Source organism: Enterobacter wuhouensis (genome assembly GCF_035835995.1).
Classification (GTDB): Bacteria; Pseudomonadota; Gammaproteobacteria; order Enterobacterales; family Enterobacteriaceae; genus Enterobacter; species Enterobacter wuhouensis.
On sequence record NZ_CP142124.1, the window covers coordinates 3107633 to 3124358 of the forward strand.

Here is a 16726-nt window from a genome sequence, read left to right on the forward strand (position 1 = left end):
TAAATCCTCGTCCAATAAAATGCACGCCATACTGAGTCCAAACTTATATTAATAATGTATTTTCAGAATTAATCCAGCAAAGCCATAGTTCAAATGAATTATTCCCACGATAATGCATTCACGTAAAAAATAGCATTAACCTTTCGCACTACACAAAGCCGTCCAGTTTTGTTACATTTTTTTTCGAACATACTCTGCTGTGGCACTTAAAATGGGCTGTCATGCTGTCAACGAAACAGCAGGCTGAGAGTATCAGTAACGGTATAACTGGAGAAAAAATGGCTAAGCGTAAATGGCTGCTTCTGGGTGTCGTCATGTCTCTGGCGAGTGCGGCTTATGCTGCTCCGCAAACGGCGTCCGCACCTTCTGGCATCAAGGCCTATGAAGAACAAGAGTTCATTGCCGATTTCACAAAGTTCAAGATTGGTGACACGGCTCCGGCGCAGTACCAAACGCCTGAGTACACCATCAAACAGTATCAGCTGCGTAATCTACCGGCGCCTGATGCCGGTACCCACTGGACCTATATGGGCGAAAACTACGTTCTGATTGGTGATACTGACGGCAAAATCTACAAAGCCTACAACGGAGATATCTTCTATCACCGCTGATGCGATCCTGATCCGTCCGTGGCAGGAGAGCGATCGTCCTTTCCTGCGCACGCTTTATCTGCATGCCCGTCGTGCTGCCTGGCCCTGGATGAACGATGCCGAATGGCAGCTAGAGGACTTCGACGCGGTAACCCGTGACGAACAGATTTGGGTGGCGGTTCAGGACGGGCATCGGCTTGGCTTCGCCTCCGTCTGGACGAACGATAATTTTCTGCACAATCTGTTTGTCGATCCGCAGTATCAGAGCCAGGGCGTGGGTAAGCGATTGCTGGAGCAGGTGCAAAAGACATTTACCAGCACCGGTGCGTTGAAATGCCTGGTGAAGAATGAGCGGGCGGTTGCGTTTTACCAGCGTAACGGCTGGCACATTGAGGCAACAGGGGTTTCTCCGGACGGAGAGTACTATCTGATGCACTATCGGTTGGATTAAAGTCGGGTGGCGGCTTCGCCTTACCCGACCTACGTGATGGTGCCATTTGTAGGCCGGGTAAGGCGAAGCCGCCACCCGGCACTATCGCGCAGAGACGTTACACCGCGCGGAACGCAATCTCGCTCGGAATGACCTCACCCTGCCAGTAGAGCTGCGCCGCAACGCGCCCTGCCAGCTGGCGATACATATCCGCAAATTCGCTGTCCGGACGGCTCACCACCGTTGGCTTACCGCTGTCCAGATCTTCACGCAGCGTGATGTGCAGCGGCATCTGGCCCAGCAGCTGGGTGTGATACTGCGCGGCCAGCTTTTCCGCACCGCCGGTGCCAAAGATAGGCTCATGGTGTCCACAGTTGCTGCAGATGTGCATGCTCATGTTCTCGACGATACCCAGCACAGGCACTTCCACCTTCTCGAACATCACGATGCCCTTTTTGGCGTCGATCAGCGCGATATCCTGCGGCGTGGTGACGACGACAGCGCCCGTCACGGGAATATTCTGCGCCAGCGTCAGTTGAATGTCACCGGTGCCCGGCGGCATGTCCAGCACCAGATAATCGAGATCCGGCCACATGGTTTCCTGCAGCATCTGCATCAGCGCCTTGCTGGCCATCGGCCCGCGCCAGACCATCGCGTTATCGTCGGTTACCAGATAACCGATGGAGTTAGTCGCCAGCCCGTGCGCCATAATGGGCGCCATGTGGGTGCCGTCCGGCGAGGTTGGGCGCTGGTTTTCCGCCCCCAGCATGTTTGGAATGGACGGGCCATAAATGTCCGCATCCAGAATACCGACTTTTGCCCCTTCCGCTGCCAGCGCCAGCGCCAGGTTTACCGCCGTGGAGGATTTACCCACCCCGCCCTTGCCCGAGCTGACGGCGATGATGTTTTTCACGCCGTTCACGCCAGGCTGGTTTTTCACCCGCTTCAGCGTGGCGATGCTGTGGCTCAGCTTCCAGTCGATGGCTTTTGCGCCAGTAATGCGCAGCAGCTCAGAGCTGGTTTGCTCTTTCAGCGCGTCGAAAGCGCGGGTCCAGACGAACGGCATCTGCAGTTCAACGTGCAGCGTGTCGTCCAGCCAGGCGACGTGGTGAAGCGCTTTCAGCGTCGTGAGATTGTGCTTCAGGGTTGGATGCTGAAAATTAGCCAGCGTCCCGGCGACCATTGCTCGTAAGGCTTCCGGTGATTTGGCCTGGGATTGAGAACTCATCCCGACTCCTTTGTTCTTGTGAATAAGACCTTAGATGAACAAGTTTACCTGAAAGGCCGTGGTTTGTGCTTACTTAATAATGCCCCTTTTGGTAATATCAAAAACCCTTTTCACAGTTAAAAGAAGTAATGCCTACTATGACTCAAGTCGCGAAAAAAATTCTGGTAACGTGCGCACTGCCGTACGCCAACGGCTCAATCCACCTCGGCCACATGCTGGAGCATATCCAGGCTGATGTCTGGGTCCGTTACCAGCGAATGCGCGGCCACGAGGTTAACTTCATCTGTGCGGACGATGCCCACGGCACGCCGATCATGCTGAAAGCGCAGCAGCTGGGGATTTCCCCGGAGCAGATGATTGCCGAAATGAGTCAGGAGCATCAGACTGATTTTGCTGGCTTTGACATCAGCTATGACAACTATCACTCCACCCACAGCGACGAAAACCGCGAGCTGTCGGAGCTGATCTACGGCCGTCTGAAAGAGAACGGTTTTATCAAAAACCGCACCATCTCTCAGCTGTACGATCCGGAAAAAGGCATGTTCCTGCCGGACCGTTTCGTCAAGGGCACCTGTCCGAAGTGTAAATCCCCGGACCAGTACGGCGATAACTGCGAAGTGTGCGGCGCGACCTACAGCCCGACCGAGCTTATCGAGCCGAAATCCGTGGTATCCGGCGCCACGCCTGTAATGCGTGACTCCGAGCACTTCTTCTTCGACCTGCCGTCCTTCAGCGAAATGCTGCAGGCGTGGACCCGCAGCGGCGCGCTGCAGGAGCAGGTGGCGAATAAAATGCAGGAGTGGTTCGAATCTGGCCTGCAGCAGTGGGATATTTCCCGCGATGCGCCATACTTCGGCTTTGAGATCCCGAACGCGCCGGGCAAATATTTCTACGTCTGGCTGGATGCGCCAATCGGCTACATGGGCTCCTTTAAGAACCTGTGCGATAAGCGCGGCGACACCACCAGCTTCGACGAATACTGGAAGAAAGATTCCGACGCCGAGCTGTATCACTTCATCGGTAAAGACATCGTTTACTTCCACAGCCTGTTCTGGCCGGCGATGCTGGAAGGCAGCAACTTCCGCAAGCCAACCAACCTGTTCGTACATGGCTACGTGACGGTGAACGGCGCGAAGATGTCCAAATCTCGCGGAACGTTCATCAAAGCCAGCACCTGGCTGAACCACTTCGATGCGGACAGCCTGCGCTACTATTACACCGCGAAGCTCTCTTCCCGCATCGACGATATCGACCTGAACCTGGAAGATTTCGTGCAGCGCGTGAACGCGGACATCGTCAACAAGGTGGTGAACCTGGCGTCCCGCAACGCGGGCTTTATTGCCAAGCGTTTCGACGGCGTGATGGCCGCTGAGCTGGCCGATCCTGCCCTGTACCAAACCTTCACCGACGCGGCGGCCACCATTGGCGAAGCGTGGGAAGCGCGCGAGTTCGGTAAAGCGGTGCGTGAAATCATGGCGCTGGCTGACCTGGCAAACCGCTATGTGGACGAGCAGGCGCCGTGGGTTGTCGCCAAGCAGGAAGGCCGCGATGCCGATCTGCAGGCCATCTGCTCCATGGGCATTAACCTGTTCCGCGTGCTGATGACCTACCTGAAGCCGGTTCTGCCGCAGCTGGCAGCCCGCGCTGAAGCGTTCCTGAACGCTGAACTGACCTGGGATGCAATGGCGCAGCCGCTGCTCGGCCACAAGGTGAACACCTTCAAGGCGCTGTATAACCGCATCGAGATGAAGCAGGTTGAAGCTCTGGTAGAAGCATCCAAAGAAGAAGTGAAGGCGGCTGCTACACCGGTCACCGGCCCGCTGGCGGACGATCCGATTCAGGAAACCATCACCTTTGATGATTTCGCCAAAATCGACCTGCGCGTGGCGCTGATTGAAAACGCGGAGTTCGTGGAAGGTTCTGACAAGCTGCTGCGCCTGACGCTGGATCTGGGCGGCGAGAAGCGCAACGTCTTCTCCGGCATTCGTTCAGCGTATCCGGACCCGCAGGTGTTGATCGGTCGCCAGACCGTGATGGTGGCAAACCTTGCGCCGCGCAAAATGCGCTTCGGCATCTCCGAGGGGATGGTCATGGCCGCAGGTCCTGGCGGAAAAGATATCTTCCTGTTAAGCCCTGACGAAGGCGCGAAGCCGGGCCAGCAGGTGAAATAACAAAAAAGCCGGAGTTAATCTCCGGCTTTTTTTATGGCATTTTGTTTTCTCCCTCTCCCCGTGGGAGAGGGTTGGGGTGAGGGCATCAGGCCGCACCCATTCCGCAATCACGCCTTCGGATGATGCACCCGGTGAGTCAGCCCGCGCAGGAAATTACGCAGAAACTGGTCGCCGCACTCGCGGTAGTTTTTATGATCCGGCGCGCGCATCATGGCGGTCACTTCCGGCACGGATACGCGGTATTTTTGCTCCGTCATGATCGCCACAATATCGTCCGTTTTCAGCGAGAAGGCGATACGCAGCTTTTTCAGCACCGTGTTGTTGTTCACGCGACGCTCCAGCGCCAGCTCGGGCGCGGACTCATCTTTGCCACGCTTGTCGTAGATAAGACCATTCAGGAAGCCAGACAGAATAATGTCCGGGCAGCGAACAAACCCCTCTTCATCTTCTTTGGTCATCCAGGTATCGAAACCTGCCGACGTGGCTTCCATATCGGACAGCGCAAGAATGCGCACCATGTCGTTGTTGTTTGCTTTCAGGGTGTAGCGCAGGCTACGAAGAATGTCATTACTAATCATGAGTGCCTTTAACTGTCGATGTTGCAATGCGGCGCAGTGTACCAGTTTTACAGGCCAATCGCCTCTTTCAAACTCTTCAGATAGCGACGGCTGACGGGCACCGTTTGCCCGGCGCGCAGCACCAGCTCGGCCTGGCCGTTATCCTCCAGGCGGATCTCCTTCAGGTGCGCCATGTTCACCAGATACTGGCGGTGGCAGCGGATCAGCGGCGTTCGGCTCTCCAGCGTGCGCAGGGTCAGCTCGGTAAACCCTTCGTTTCCTTCCGCGCTGGTGACGTACACCCCGCTCAGACGGCTGCTGACGAAGGCCACGTCATCCATCTGCAGGAGATAAATGCGGCTGTGCCCGGTGCAGGGAATAAACTTCAGCGGCTGCTGGTTTTCCGGCAGCAGCGTAACGTCCTGGACGGTGCGCTCCTGGCGTAAACGCGTCAGCGTCTTTTCGAGACGTTTTTCTTCGATCGGCTTTAGCAGATAGTCAAACGCGTGCTCTTCAAACGCCTTCACGGCGTATTCATCAAACGCCGTCAAAAACACGATATAGGGGCGATGTTCCGGGTCAAGCATCCCGACCATCTCCAGGCCGCTGATGCGCGGCATCTGGATATCCAGAAAAAGCACGTCCGGGCGCAGCTTATGCACCGCGCCAATCGCTTCAATGGCGTTTGCACACTCGCCCACCACCTCAATATCACTCTGCTCCTGCAGCAGCACGCGCAGGTTTTCCCGTGCTAACGGCTCATCATCCACAATCAGCACTCTCAGCATGCGTTTTCCTCCAGCGGCAGTCGTAAGGTAATACGGGTAAAGCGCTCTGGCTCACAGGCGACGGTAATACCACACCCATCGCCAAAGTGCGCGCGCAGGCGCTTATCCACCAGGCTCATGCCTAATCCGCCCGACGCGGAAGCAACGTAAAGCCCGGCATTGTCTTCTATATCCAGCACCAGGTGATGGTTAAAGCGGCTGGCGGAAATCGCGATCTCCCCTGTCCCCAGCAGCTGCGAGGTGCCGTGCTTGATGGCGTTTTCCACGATAGGCTGCAGGGTAAAGGCCGGAAGATGCTGGTACGCCAGTTCATCCGGGATGGAGAGCGACACCTGCAGCCGCGACTGAAAGCGCGCCTGCTCAATTTGCAGATAGGCGTTCACGTGCTCAATTTCGTCCGCCAGGGTAACAATCTCCGACGGGCGCTTGAGGTTCTTGCGGAAAAAGGTCGACAGAAACTGCACCAGCTGCGCGGCCTGATCGCTGTCGCGGCGGATCACCGCCTTCAGCGTATTGAGCGCGTTAAACAGGAAATGCGGATTCACCTGGGCGTGCAGGAGTTTGATCTCAGACTGCGTCAGCAGCGCTTTCTGGCGCTCATACTGCCCGGCGAGGATTTGCGCGGACAGCAGCTGGGCAATCCCCTCCCCCAGCGTGCGGTTGATCGAGCTGAACAGGCGGTTTTTCGCTTCGTAGAGCTTGATCGTTCCCATCACCCGCTGGTTTTCACCGCGCAGGGGAATGACCAGCGTGGAGCCGAGCTTACACTGTGGATGCAGCGAACAGCGGTAAGGTACTTCGTTACCGTCGGCATACACCACCTCACCGGTTTCAATGGCGCGCAGCGTGTAGGCTGAGGAGATCGGTTTACCCGGCAGATGGTGATCGTCCCCCGTACCGGTAAAGGCCAGCAGCCGCTCGCGGTCGGTTATGGCGACGGCGCCGATATCCAGCTCCTTATAGAGCACCTGCGCCACCTTCATGCTGTTCTCTTCGTTAAATCCCTGGCGCAGAATGCCCTCGGTCGAAGCCGCGACCTTCAGGGCCGTAGCGGAAAATGCGGAGGTGTACTTCTCAAACATGGCGCGCTTGTCGAGCAGAATACGCATGAACAGCGCCGCGCCCACCGTGTTGGTCACCATCATCGGCGCGGCAATGCTGCTGACAAGGTGCAGCGCATCTTCAAACGGGCGGGCAATCAGCAGGATAATCGCCATCTGCGCCATTTCCGCCACGAAGGTAATGGCCCCGGCGGTCAGCGGGCTAAAGACCTTATCCGGGCGACCGCGCTTGACCATATAGCTATGGACCAGCCCGCCGAGCAGCCCTTCAACGATGGTGGAGATCATACAGCTCAGCGCCGTCATGCCGCCCATCGAATAGCGATGCAGACCCCCGGTTAACCCGACAAGGCCGCCGACGACGGGACCGCCCAGCAGCCCGCCCATCACCGCGCCGATGGCGCGCGTATTGGCAATAGAGTCTTCAATATGGAGGCCAAAGTAGGTCCCCATGATGCAAAAAATAGAGAAGGTAACGTAGCAGAGCAGCTTGTGCGGCAAGCGGACGGTGACCTGCATCAGCGGGATGAACAGGCGCGTTTTACTCATCAACCAGGCGATGACAAGGAACACGCACATCTGCTGAAGCAGCAACAGCACCAGATTAAACTCGTACATACTAACAACCGCACATTCTAAAAACGCGTAACATACACTGATGACGGTTAACTTTCTTTGAAGCTGTCCAAAAAAGCTGTAAATCGTGTCCGCCATCACACCTTTTGCCGGACGTCATCCGTGCTTCGCATTATTTGTGCAAAAAACAACCATTTCTTCCTGGTTCGACAAACTGGGTCTACAGTTAAGCTGGGGACGCGTAAGCCAGGGGGCGAATATGGCGCTTTACACGATAGGCGAAGTGGCACTCCTTTGTGATATCAATCCCGTTACGCTACGGGCGTGGCAGCGACGATACGGATTACTCAAACCGCAGAGAACCGACGGCGGGCATCGTCTTTTTAATGATGCGGATATCGATCGAATCCGCGAGATCAAAAGCTGGATCGACAACGGCGTACAGGTCGGTAAAGTAAAGTCGCTGCTCAGCCAGGACGATCCCGACACGCTGCGCCTCTGGCGCGAACAGCAGGAAACGCTGCTGCGGCTCCTTCAGGCAGGTAATCTGCAGCGGCTGCGCGCGTGGATAAAAGAGCAAGGGCGCGACCACCCCGCGCAAACCCTCATCACAAACCTTTTTATTCCGCTGCGTCGACGCTTACAGTGCCAGCAGTCCACTCTGCAGGCGCTGCTCAGCATGCTGGATGGCGTACTGATCAATTACATTGCCGTCTGTCTTGCCTCGGCGAGAAGTAAAAGCGGAAAAGACGCGCTGGTTGTCGGCTGGAACGTTCACGACACCACCCGCCTCTGGCTGGAAGCCTGGATCGCCACCCAGCAGGGCTGGCGCGTTGACGTCCTCGCCCATTCGCTGGCTCAGCTCCGCCCTGAATTTTTTGACGGCCAGACCCTGCTGGTCTGGTGTGGGGAAGTGCCCACGGCCTCGCAGCAGCAGCTCCTGACCGAATGGCGCGAGCACGGCTACCCCGTTTACCCGCTTGGGCCAAATGAGCTGTAACGGCATTTAATGGTTCATTAACAGCTGCGCTTCACCGTATAATTGTTCCGTTAACAACAGGAGCACATGATGAAGGCAACCAAACTGGCCGTAATTACCTTATTTGTTCTGATGGCCGTAAGCGGTATCGGTGGCGTGATGCTTGCAGGCTATTCGTTTATCGTTCGCGGCGGTGTCGGCTGAGGTACAGCGCAAAACGCTCGAAGACGCGATCGACCACGATTGCTGCCAGCGCCACCAGTACCGCTCCCTGAATAATATAGGCCGTATTAAATCCGCTTAGGCCGATAATAATCGGCGTTCCCAGCGTGTTGGCGCCTACCGTCGACGCAATGGTCGCGGTCCCGATATTGATAATCACCGACGTTCTGATCCCCGCGATGATAACCGGCGCCGCGAGCGGCAGCTCAACCTTGCGCAGCCGCTGCCCGCTGCTCATCCCCATTCCTTCGGCGACGCTCAGCACCGACGCAGGCACTGCCGCAAGCCCGGCCAGCGTGCCCTGAAGGATCGGCAGTACGCCATATAAAATCAGCGCAATAATGGCCGGCTGCTGACCAAATCCCATCACCGGTACGGCAATGGCCAGCACCGCCACGGGCGGGAACGTCTGACCGATCGCCGCAATCGTCTCCACCAGCGGGCGAAACTCCCGGCCCCAGGATCGCGTGACCGCTATACCCGCCCCTACGCCCAACACAATGGCAATCACGCTTGAGATCGCCACCAGCCAGGCGTGCGCCAGGGCGAGGTTAATGAAGCTTTCCTGCTGGTACACCGGCCTCGGCAGACCGGGGAACAGCGAGCTAAAGAGCGTCGCGCTGTGCGGCATCAAAAACAGCAGCGCCAGGAAAAGCCCTACCAGCCAGAGCAACGGATCACGCACTGCCTTCACGCGCCACCTCCCCAGCCAGCAAATCGCGAAAATGCAGCGTGCCGCAGGGTGCGCCCTGGGCATCCGAAACGGGCAGCACCTCACACTGACGCGCCACAAACGCGGAAAGCGCATCCCGCAGGGTCATCTGCGCCTGCAGCGGTTCGCCGCCCACCGGCATGTCCTCACGGCGCATGTAGTCGCTGACGGTTCGCAGGGAAAGCAGCCTGACGCCCAGCTCGCTGCGGCCAAAAAACTCGCGCACAAAGTCGTTCTCCGGCTGCGTCAGCAGCTCCAGCGGCGTGCCCTGCTGCACCACTTCGCCATGATCCATCAACACCAGATGGTCGGCCAGGCGTAGCGCCTCATCGATGTCGTGCGTAACAAGAATAATCGTGCGCCCGAGAATGCGATGAATGCGGGTCATCTCAACCTGCAGCGCCCCGCGCGTGACCGGGTCGAGCGCACCAAAGGGTTCATCCATCAGCAACACCTGCGGATTAGCCGCCAGCGCCCGTGCGACCCCCACGCGCTGCTGCTGTCCGCCGGAAAGCTGGTGCGGAAAACGATCGCGCAGAGCGGTTTCTAAGCCGAGCAGCGCCATCAGTTCATCCACGCGCTCGTTAATTTTTGCCCGCGACCAGTTTTCGAGCTGCAGCACGGTGGCGATGTTCTGCGCCACCGTCCAGTGAGGAAACAGGCCGATGGACTGTATGGCGTACCCCATACGCCGACGCAGTTCGAGCACCGGCAGGCTGCGGATCTCCTCCCCGGCGAAGCGGATCAGGCCGCTGTCGTGTTCCACCAGCCGGTTGATCATCTTCAGGGTGGTGGATTTTCCCGATCCCGACGTCCCGATCAGCACCGAGAACGCCCCTTCCGCAAAATGCAGGTTCAGGTTGCTCGCCGCCGGACGGCCCGCAAAAGTTTTACTCACATCGTGAAATTCAATCATTGGCTCTTCTCCTGAGCAGCGCGAGCCACAGGGCAAACAGCGCATCCAGCACCACCGCCAGCGCAATGGTAGGAATGACGCCCAACAACACCAAATCCAGCGCGCTGCTCAGCAGCCCCTGGAACACCAGCGCACCGAAGCCGCCCGCGCCGATGAGCGCCGCAATTACCGCCATGCCCACGGTTTGCACCGTCACCACGCGCAGGCTGCGCACCAGCAGCGGTAGCGCAAGCGGTAGCTGTATTTTCCAGAAGCACTGTCGTGCGCTCATCCCCATCGCATGGGCGCTTTCAAGCACATCGGGCGAAACCTGGCTTAATCCCGCCACCACGCCGCGCACCAGCGGCAAGAGTGCGTACAGCATCAGTGCGATGAGCGCGGGCGTGAGCCCGGTCCCGGCGATCCCTATCACCCCCAGCGCGGGAAATGACTTCACCAGACCGGCCAGCGGCGCAATCAGCAGGCCAAACAGGGCAACGGAAGGCACCGTCTGGATCACGTTGAGCACGGCAAAAATACTGCCCTGGCGCGCGGGATGGCGGTAGCACCACATGCCCAGCGGCACGCCGACCAGCAGCGCCGGGAAAAGCGTGCCGAGCAGGATCGTCAAATGCTGCGCCAGCGCGTCGTTAAACACCTCCTGACGGTTGGCGTACTCTTTCAACAACGAGAGTTGATTCAGTTCGCCGCTAAAGAGCAGCCACAGGGGAATAATCCAGATTTGCGCATTCAGCAGCCAGCGCCAGACGGGCTTTGGCATCAGTCGGCGAATGATATCGCTGCAGGCCAGCAGACACAGCGCCAGCCACAGCCAAAGCCCGCTGCCAACGGAGGTCCGCGCGAGGGGGCTTTCAACCGACACCATCTGCGACGCCGCCAGCCCCGCGCTCCAGACCAGCACGATGAACAACGCTTCACAGAGGATAAGCGTCAGCCACTGCGCCCTGCGCGCAGGCCAGAACGACAACGCAACAGGCACGCCGAGCGCGGCAACCAACAGCACGGGCGTATACGGCCAGATCTGCCAGACAGCGCGCCCCTCCCCCGACATAAGGCGGTTGGGCGCGACGTTCACGAAAGGTAGCGCGACCGCTGCGATGGCGATGCAGGCCAACAGCAGCAGCACGCGGTTATGACATTTTATTGGCACAGCCCTGTCCCGTTACTTCACAAGCCCTTGCTGCTTCAGGAAATCGGCGGCCACTTTTTTGGCGTCCAGCCCCTCAACGGCAATGCTGGCGTTCAGCTGCTGCAGCGTTTTTTCATCCAGCTTTTCGAAGACCGGTTTAAGCCAGTCGGCAATCTCCGGGTAGGCTTTCAGCACCGCTTCGCGCACCACCGGGGTCGGGGCGTAAATCGGCTGGACGCCTTTCGGGTCGGTCAGGGTTTGCAGACCGAGCGCCGCAACCGGGCCGTCGGTACCGTAGGCCATGGCCGCGTTAACGCCAGAGGTTTGCTGCGCCGCCGCCTTGATGGTCACCGCGGTGTCCCCGCCCGCCAGCGAAAGCAGCTGCGCCTGGTCGAGCTTGAAGTCGTACGCTTTTTCGAACGCCGGGAGCGCATCAGGACGCTCGATAAACTCCGCGGACGCAGCGAGCTTAAAGTCGCCCTTCTCTTTCAGATAGCGGCTGAGATCCGCAAGCGAGGTCAGCTTACCTTTCTCCGCCACGTCCTTGCGCACCGCGATAGTCCAGGTATTGTTGGCCGGGGCTGGGGTCAGCCAGACCAGCTTGTTCTGCTCCGCATCCAGCTTTTTGACCTTCTCATAGCCCGCTTTGGCGTTTTTCCATGCCGGATCGTTTTCTTGTTTGAAGAAGAACGCGCCGTTGCCGGTGTATTCCGGATAAATATCCAGCTCGCCGGAGGTGATCGCGCCGCGCACGACGGGCGTGGTGCCGAGCTGGACTTTATTGACGGTTTTCACGCCGTGGCTGTCCAGCACCTGCAGGATAATATTGCCGAGCAGCGCCCCCTCGGTATCAATCTTCGAACCCACCTTTACCGGCTCCGCAGCCTGTAGCGGCAGGCTTAGCGCCGCCAGTAACGCCGCAGAGACCACCATCCCCTTTTGAATCGTCATTCGACTGTCCTCATTTTTTTATCGCCTTTTTCAGAGGCTTGAGAGAAAAGCGTAGCTTAAAACGGCCGAATTAACCGTCAAAATGCCTTTTTAGCATAAGGTAAGACGCATCCCCCGCAGAACGGGGGATGCAAAGGAGGGAAAAGTTACTGCAGTTCGAACTCGCCTTGATTTACGCGGGCGGAGTCCACGCCGATGAAGACGTTAAACTTGCCCGGTTCCGCATCATATTTCATCTGCTGGTTCCAGAACTTCAGCGCGTCGACGTCGATCGGGAAGCTGACGGTTTTGGTTTCGCCGGGCTTGAGGCTGACCTTATCGAAACCGCGCAGCTGCTTCACCGGGCGGCTCATGGACGCGGTAACATCCTGAACGTACATCTGGATCACCGTGGCGCCTTCGCGCTTGCCGGTGTTGGTCACGTCCACGCTGGCGGTTACCTTGCCGTCACGCTTCATCGTTGGCGCTGACATTTTCACGTCAGAGACCTTAAAGGTGGTGTAGCTCAGACCGTAACCAAACGGATACAGCGGGCCGTTGGCTTCGTCGAAGTAACGAGAGGTGTATTTGTTCGGCTTGTCGGCGTTATATGGACGACCGGTGTTCAGGTGGCTGTAGTACACCGGGATCTGCCCGACGGAGCGCGGGAAGGACATCGGCAGCTTGCCCGACGGGTTGTAATCGCCAAACAGCACGTCGGCGATGGCGTTACCGCCTTCAGTACCGGCGAACCAGGTTTCCAGAATAGCATCTGCCTGCTGGTCTTCTTTCACCAGCGCCAGCGGACGACCGTTCATGAGCACCAGCACCAGCGGTTTGCCGGTCGCTTTCAGGGCGGCGATCAGGTCGCGCTGGCTTTGCGGAAGGGTGATATCGGTACGGCTGGAGGCCTCGTGCGCCATCCCCTGCGCTTCACCCACGACCGCGACAACGACGTCAGACGTCTTCGCCGCGTTAACCGCTTCGTCAATCATCTCTTTCGGCGTGCGCGGATCCACCTTCACCGCTTCCTCGTACTGATTGAGGAAGGTCACGATGTCTTTGTCGTCAGTGACGTTCGCCCCTTTGGCGTACACCACTTTTGCGTTTTGACCCACGGCGCTCTTAATGCCGGTCAGCACCGTAACGGACTGATCCGCCACGCCCGCGGCCGACCAGCTTCCCATCACGTCGCGCTTGCTGTCGGCCAGCGGCCCCACCACGGCGATGGTGCCGGATTTTTTCAGCGGCAGCGTGTCGAGGCGGTTTTTCAGCAGCACCAGGCTTTCGCGCGCCACTTCACGCGCCTCTTTACGGTGCAGACGGCTTTCGGCGTTGGTGTCCACCGGATCAGAGTCCTTCGGCCCCAGGTGACTGTACGGATCGTTAAACAGCCCCATGTCGTATTTCACGTTCAGCACGTGGCGCGCGGCATCGTCCAGCTCCGCCATCGTTACCTTGCCGCTCTTCACCAGCCCCGGCAGGTACTTGCTGTAGTACTCGTCGCTCATGCTCATGTTGATGCCGGACTTGAGCGCCACGCGCACCGCGTCTTCCGGATCGGACGCCGTGCCGTGCTTGATCAGCTCTTTAATCGCGCCGTGATCGGAAACGGTGATGCCCTTAAAGCCCCACTGGTCGCGCAGCACGTCTTTCAGCAGCCAGGAATCGGAGGTAGCCGGCGTGCCGTTCAGCGAGTTAAGCGCCACCATCACCGCGCCGCTGCCCGCGTCCAGCCCCGCCTTGTACGGCGGCATGTAGTCGTTGAACAGGCGCTGCGGGCTCATGTCCACGGTGTTGTACTCTTTACCGCCTTCAACCGCGCCATACGCGGCGAAGTGCTTGACGCTGGTCATCACCGAGTAGCGATCCGCCGGGCTTTTGCCCTGCATCGCTTCCACCATGGTTTTACCCATTGTGGCCGTTAAATAGGTATCTTCACCAAAGCCTTCCGACGCGCGGCCCCAGCGCGGATCGCGGGAGACGTCCACCATCGGCGCCCAGGTCATATTCAGGCCGTCATCTGCCGCTTCATAGGCGGACACGCGCCCAACGGTTTTCACCGCGTCGAGGTTAAAGGAGGACGCTAAGCCGAGGCTAATCGGGAAAACGGTGCGCTGGCCGTGCAGCACGTCGTAAGCGAAGAACAGCGGAATTTTCAGGCGGCTAAGCTCCATCGCCTGATCCTGCATTTTGCGGATATCCTGGCGGGTAACGGTGTTAAAAATCGCCCCCACCTGGCTCTCTTTGATCATCTCACGGATGGCCTCTTTCGGGTTGTCCGGGCCGACGCTGATCAGACGCAGCTGGCCGATTTTCTCATCGACCGTCATCTTCTTGAGCAAATCCGTGACGAACGCGTCGCGGGCTTCAGGCGTGAGCGGATGATTTCCAAACAATTCTTCTGCCAGCGCAGGCTGCAGTGCCAGGCTGACGGCGACACCTACAGAACATAGCCATTTCATGTCGTTTTTACTCTCTCATCAATAACCGCGGGAAGCACCCGGCCATACCGTGCGAAAAGCGCAGTGTGCCACAAACCCTCTGAACGTTGCAGGGTTATTCTCTGATTTTTCTCGTGAATACTCGACCGCTTAACGGTTAATCGCGCTATGCTTTACAGCGAGAAATTTGCCCCACCACAAGGAGTGGAAGATGTCTTCTGTTCGAACTGACGATAACAATACTTTTATTAACGAACTGTCGCGCCTGGTTGGTCACTCTCACCTGCTTACCGACCCGGCCAAAACGGCGCGCTACCGCAAGGGCTTCCGTTCCGGCCAGGGCGATGCGCTGGCGGTGGTCTTCCCCGGCACGCTGCTGGAGCTGTGGCGCGTGCTGAGCGCCTGCGTCGCCGCCGATAAGATTATTTTAATGCAGGCCGCCAATACCGGCCTGACCGAAGGCTCCACGCCGAACGGTAATGACTACGATCGCGACATCGTGATTATCAGCACCCTGCGCCTCGACAAGCTTCACCTGCTGGACAAAGGCGAACAGGTGCTGGCCTTCCCGGGCACCACGCTCTACACGCTGGAAAAAGCGCTTAAGCCGCTGGGACGCGAACCGCATTCGGTGATCGGCTCGTCGTGCATTGGCGCGTCGGTGGTTGGCGGGATTTGCAATAACTCCGGCGGCTCGCTGGTGCAGCGCGGCCCGGCCTACACCGAGATGTCGCTGTTTGCGCGTATCGATGAAAACGGCAAGCTGACGCTGGTGAACCATCTGGGTATCGATCTCGGCGTAACGCCGGAGCAGATCCTCAGCAAGCTCGACGACGATCGCGTGAAGGACGAAGACGTTCAGCACGATGGCCGCCACGCGCATGACCACGATTACGTGACCCGCGTGCGCGATATCGACGCGGATACCCCGGCGCGCTATAACGCCGACCCGGATCGCCTGTTTGAATCCTCCGGCTGCGCGGGCAAGCTGGCCGTCTTCGCGGTGCGTCTGGATACCTTCCCGGCGGAGAAAAAGCAGCAGGTGTTTTACATCGGCACCAACCAGCCGGAGGTGCTGACCGAAATCCGCCGTCATATTCTGGGGGAATTTACCCACCTGCCGGTGGCGGGCGAGTACATGCACCGGGACATTTACGACATCGCCGAGCGATACGGGAAAGATACCTTCCTGATGATCGACAAGCTCGGCACCGATAAAATGCCGTTCTTCTTCACCATGAAGGGGCGCACGGATGCGATGCTCGATAAGGTGTCGCTGTTCAAGCCGCACTTCACCGACCGCTTCATGCAGAAGCTGGGCAACGTTTTTCCGGCGCACTTACCGGAGCGGATGAAAACCTGGCGCGATAGGTACGAACACCACCTGCTGCTGAAAATGGCCGGAGACGGCATTGCCGAAGCGCAGGCCTGGCTGACCGAGTACTTCAGGACGGCTGAGGGTGATTTCTTTGCCTGTACGCCTGAAGAGGGCAGCAAAGCCTTCCTGCACCGTTTCGCCGCGGCGGGCGCGGCCATTCGCTATCAGGCCGTTCATTCTGAAGAGGTGGAAGATATTTTGGCGCTGGATATTGCCCTGCGTCGTAACGACACCGAGTGGTTTGAACACCTGCCGCCTGAAATCGACAGCAAGCTGGTGCACAAGCTCTATTACGGCCACTTTATGTGCTACGTCTTCCACCAGGATTACATCGTTAAGAAAGGCGTTGATGCCCACGCGCTGAAAGAGCAGATGCTCGCCCTGCTCAGCGAGCGCGGCGCGCAGTACCCTGCGGAACATAACGTGGGACATCTGTACAAAGCGCCCGAAACGCTTAAGGCGTTTTATCGCGAGAATGACCCTACAAACAGTATGAATCCCGGCATTGGCAAGACCACGCGGAAGAAATACTGGAAAGAGAGTGAAGAAACGGAGCAGCACAATACGCAAGCTGCTGATTAATTCCTACAGCCAAATTTAAGAGATTGTTAAGCA

At 58.2% G+C, this 16726-nt stretch carries 15 protein-coding genes; 6 read left to right on the forward strand and 9 right to left on the reverse strand.

What is annotated here, in order from left to right; all coding sequences use genetic code 11:
* Positions 1 to 278: 278 nt before the first annotated feature.
* Both VPX56_RS14880 and VPX56_RS14885 read left to right on the forward strand, forming a co-directional pair.
* Positions 279 to 611, forward strand: coding sequence for an RcnB family protein (locus tag VPX56_RS14880; protein ID WP_131635006.1), 333 nt, complete (start codon positions 279 to 281; stop codon positions 609 to 611).
* Positions 556 to 1041 (forward strand): GNAT family N-acetyltransferase, encoded by a 486-nt coding sequence (locus VPX56_RS14885; protein WP_326472077.1) that lies wholly within the window; start codon positions 556 to 558, stop codon positions 1039 to 1041. The genes VPX56_RS14880 and VPX56_RS14885 overlap by 56 nt, the downstream gene beginning before the upstream one ends.
* A 97-nt stretch (positions 1042 to 1138) precedes the next feature.
* Here VPX56_RS14885 and apbC read toward each other — a convergent pair whose 3' ends face one another.
* Positions 1139 to 2248, reverse strand: coding sequence for an iron-sulfur cluster carrier protein ApbC (apbC, locus tag VPX56_RS14890; RefSeq protein ID WP_326467335.1), 1110 nt, complete (start codon positions 2246 to 2248; stop codon positions 1139 to 1141).
* Between the two features lie 137 nt (positions 2249 to 2385).
* Between apbC and metG the strand changes: the two genes are divergently transcribed.
* On the forward strand, positions 2386 to 4419 hold the full coding sequence (gene metG, locus VPX56_RS14895; protein ID WP_326467337.1) for a methionine--tRNA ligase: 2034 nt from the start codon (positions 2386 to 2388) through the stop codon (positions 4417 to 4419).
* Positions 4420 to 4526: 107 nt separating this feature from the next.
* Here metG and VPX56_RS14900 read toward each other — a convergent pair whose 3' ends face one another.
* The 3 genes from VPX56_RS14900 to VPX56_RS14910 are packed head-to-tail and all read right to left on the reverse strand — an operon-like array spanning position 4527 to position 7443.
* Positions 4527 to 4997: a YehS family protein gene (locus VPX56_RS14900; RefSeq protein WP_006176388.1), complete on the reverse strand. Its 471-nt coding sequence runs from the start codon at positions 4995 to 4997 to the stop codon at positions 4527 to 4529.
* 47 nt (positions 4998 to 5044) lie between these two features.
* A complete protein-coding gene (gene btsR, locus VPX56_RS14905) occupies positions 5045 to 5764 on the reverse strand; it encodes a two-component system response regulator BtsR (RefSeq protein WP_131635003.1) in 720 nt (239 codons plus the stop codon).
* Positions 5758 to 7443, reverse strand: a complete 1686-nt coding sequence (locus VPX56_RS14910) for a sensor histidine kinase (protein WP_326467341.1) — start codon at positions 7441 to 7443, stop codon at positions 5758 to 5760. The genes btsR and VPX56_RS14910 overlap by 7 nt, the downstream gene beginning before the upstream one ends.
* 217 nt (positions 7444 to 7660) lie before the next feature.
* Between VPX56_RS14910 and mlrA the strand changes: the two genes are divergently transcribed.
* Both mlrA and VPX56_RS14920 read left to right on the forward strand, forming a co-directional pair.
* Complete coding sequence (mlrA, locus tag VPX56_RS14915) at positions 7661 to 8401, forward strand: HTH-type transcriptional regulator MlrA (protein WP_131635001.1); 741 nt, start codon at positions 7661 to 7663, stop codon at positions 8399 to 8401.
* 69 nt (positions 8402 to 8470) lie between these two features.
* Positions 8471 to 8584: a protein YohO gene (locus tag VPX56_RS14920; RefSeq protein WP_010433613.1), complete on the forward strand. Its 114-nt coding sequence runs from the start codon at positions 8471 to 8473 to the stop codon at positions 8582 to 8584.
* On the opposite strand, the gene VPX56_RS14925 is transcribed toward VPX56_RS14920, so the two are convergent.
* From VPX56_RS14925 to bglX, 5 genes are all read right to left on the reverse strand, one after another.
* On the reverse strand, positions 8559 to 9296 hold the full coding sequence (locus tag VPX56_RS14925) for an ABC transporter permease (protein WP_131635000.1): 738 nt from the start codon (positions 9294 to 9296) through the stop codon (positions 8559 to 8561). The two genes, VPX56_RS14920 and VPX56_RS14925, sit on opposite strands and share 26 nt — an antisense overlap.
* Complete coding sequence (locus tag VPX56_RS14930; protein WP_326467344.1) at positions 9280 to 10230, reverse strand: ABC transporter ATP-binding protein; 951 nt, start codon at positions 10228 to 10230, stop codon at positions 9280 to 9282. Before VPX56_RS14930 ends, VPX56_RS14925 begins: the two co-directional genes overlap by 17 nt.
* On the reverse strand, positions 10223 to 11380 hold the full coding sequence (locus tag VPX56_RS14935; protein ID WP_326467346.1) for an ABC transporter permease: 1158 nt from the start codon (positions 11378 to 11380) through the stop codon (positions 10223 to 10225). Before VPX56_RS14935 ends, VPX56_RS14930 begins: the two co-directional genes overlap by 8 nt.
* A gap of 12 nt (positions 11381 to 11392) precedes the next feature.
* Positions 11393 to 12310: a glycine betaine ABC transporter substrate-binding protein OsmF gene (osmF, locus tag VPX56_RS14940; protein ID WP_263609892.1), complete on the reverse strand. Its 918-nt coding sequence runs from the start codon at positions 12308 to 12310 to the stop codon at positions 11393 to 11395.
* A gap of 146 nt (positions 12311 to 12456) precedes the next feature.
* Positions 12457 to 14754 carry a beta-glucosidase BglX gene (gene bglX / locus VPX56_RS14945; protein ID WP_326467349.1) on the reverse strand — a complete coding sequence of 766 codons (2298 nt, stop codon included), beginning with the start codon at positions 14752 to 14754 and terminating at the stop codon, positions 12457 to 12459.
* 190 nt (positions 14755 to 14944) lie between these two features.
* Here bglX and dld point away from each other — a divergent pair, with 190 nt between their 5' ends.
* The gene (gene dld / locus VPX56_RS14950; RefSeq protein ID WP_326467351.1) at positions 14945 to 16693 is read left to right on the forward strand and encodes a D-lactate dehydrogenase; all 1749 of its coding nucleotides are present in this window, start codon (positions 14945 to 14947) and stop codon (positions 16691 to 16693) included.
* Positions 16694 to 16726: the final 33 nt, after the last annotated feature.

What these genes read in the sequence shown, in the direction of transcription:
- VPX56_RS14920 (WP_010433613.1), top strand. Translation starts at nt 8,471, where the DNA reads ATGAAGGCAACCAAACTGGCCGTAATTACCTTATTTGTTCTGATGGCC.
- VPX56_RS14910 (WP_326467341.1), bottom strand. Translation starts at nt 7,443, where the DNA reads ATGTACGAGTTTAATCTGGTGCTGTTGCTGCTTCAGCAGATGTGCGTG.
- metG (WP_326467337.1), top strand. Translation starts at nt 2,386, where the DNA reads ATGACTCAAGTCGCGAAAAAAATTCTGGTAACGTGCGCACTGCCGTAC.
- apbC (WP_326467335.1), bottom strand. Translation starts at nt 2,248, where the DNA reads ATGAGTTCTCAATCCCAGGCCAAATCACCGGAAGCCTTACGAGCAATG.
- VPX56_RS14880 (WP_131635006.1), top strand. Translation starts at nt 279, where the DNA reads ATGGCTAAGCGTAAATGGCTGCTTCTGGGTGTCGTCATGTCTCTGGCG.
- VPX56_RS14930 (WP_326467344.1), bottom strand. Translation starts at nt 10,230, where the DNA reads ATGATTGAATTTCACGATGTGAGTAAAACTTTTGCGGGCCGTCCGGCG.
- VPX56_RS14900 (WP_006176388.1), bottom strand. Translation starts at nt 4,997, where the DNA reads ATGATTAGTAATGACATTCTTCGTAGCCTGCGCTACACCCTGAAAGCA.
- mlrA (WP_131635001.1), top strand. Translation starts at nt 7,661, where the DNA reads ATGGCGCTTTACACGATAGGCGAAGTGGCACTCCTTTGTGATATCAAT.
- osmF (WP_263609892.1), bottom strand. Translation starts at nt 12,310, where the DNA reads ATGACGATTCAAAAGGGGATGGTGGTCTCTGCGGCGTTACTGGCGGCG.
- bglX (WP_326467349.1), bottom strand. Translation starts at nt 14,754, where the DNA reads ATGAAATGGCTATGTTCTGTAGGTGTCGCCGTCAGCCTGGCACTGCAG.
- dld (WP_326467351.1), top strand. Translation starts at nt 14,945, where the DNA reads ATGTCTTCTGTTCGAACTGACGATAACAATACTTTTATTAACGAACTG.
- btsR (WP_131635003.1), bottom strand. Translation starts at nt 5,764, where the DNA reads ATGCTGAGAGTGCTGATTGTGGATGATGAGCCGTTAGCACGGGAAAAC.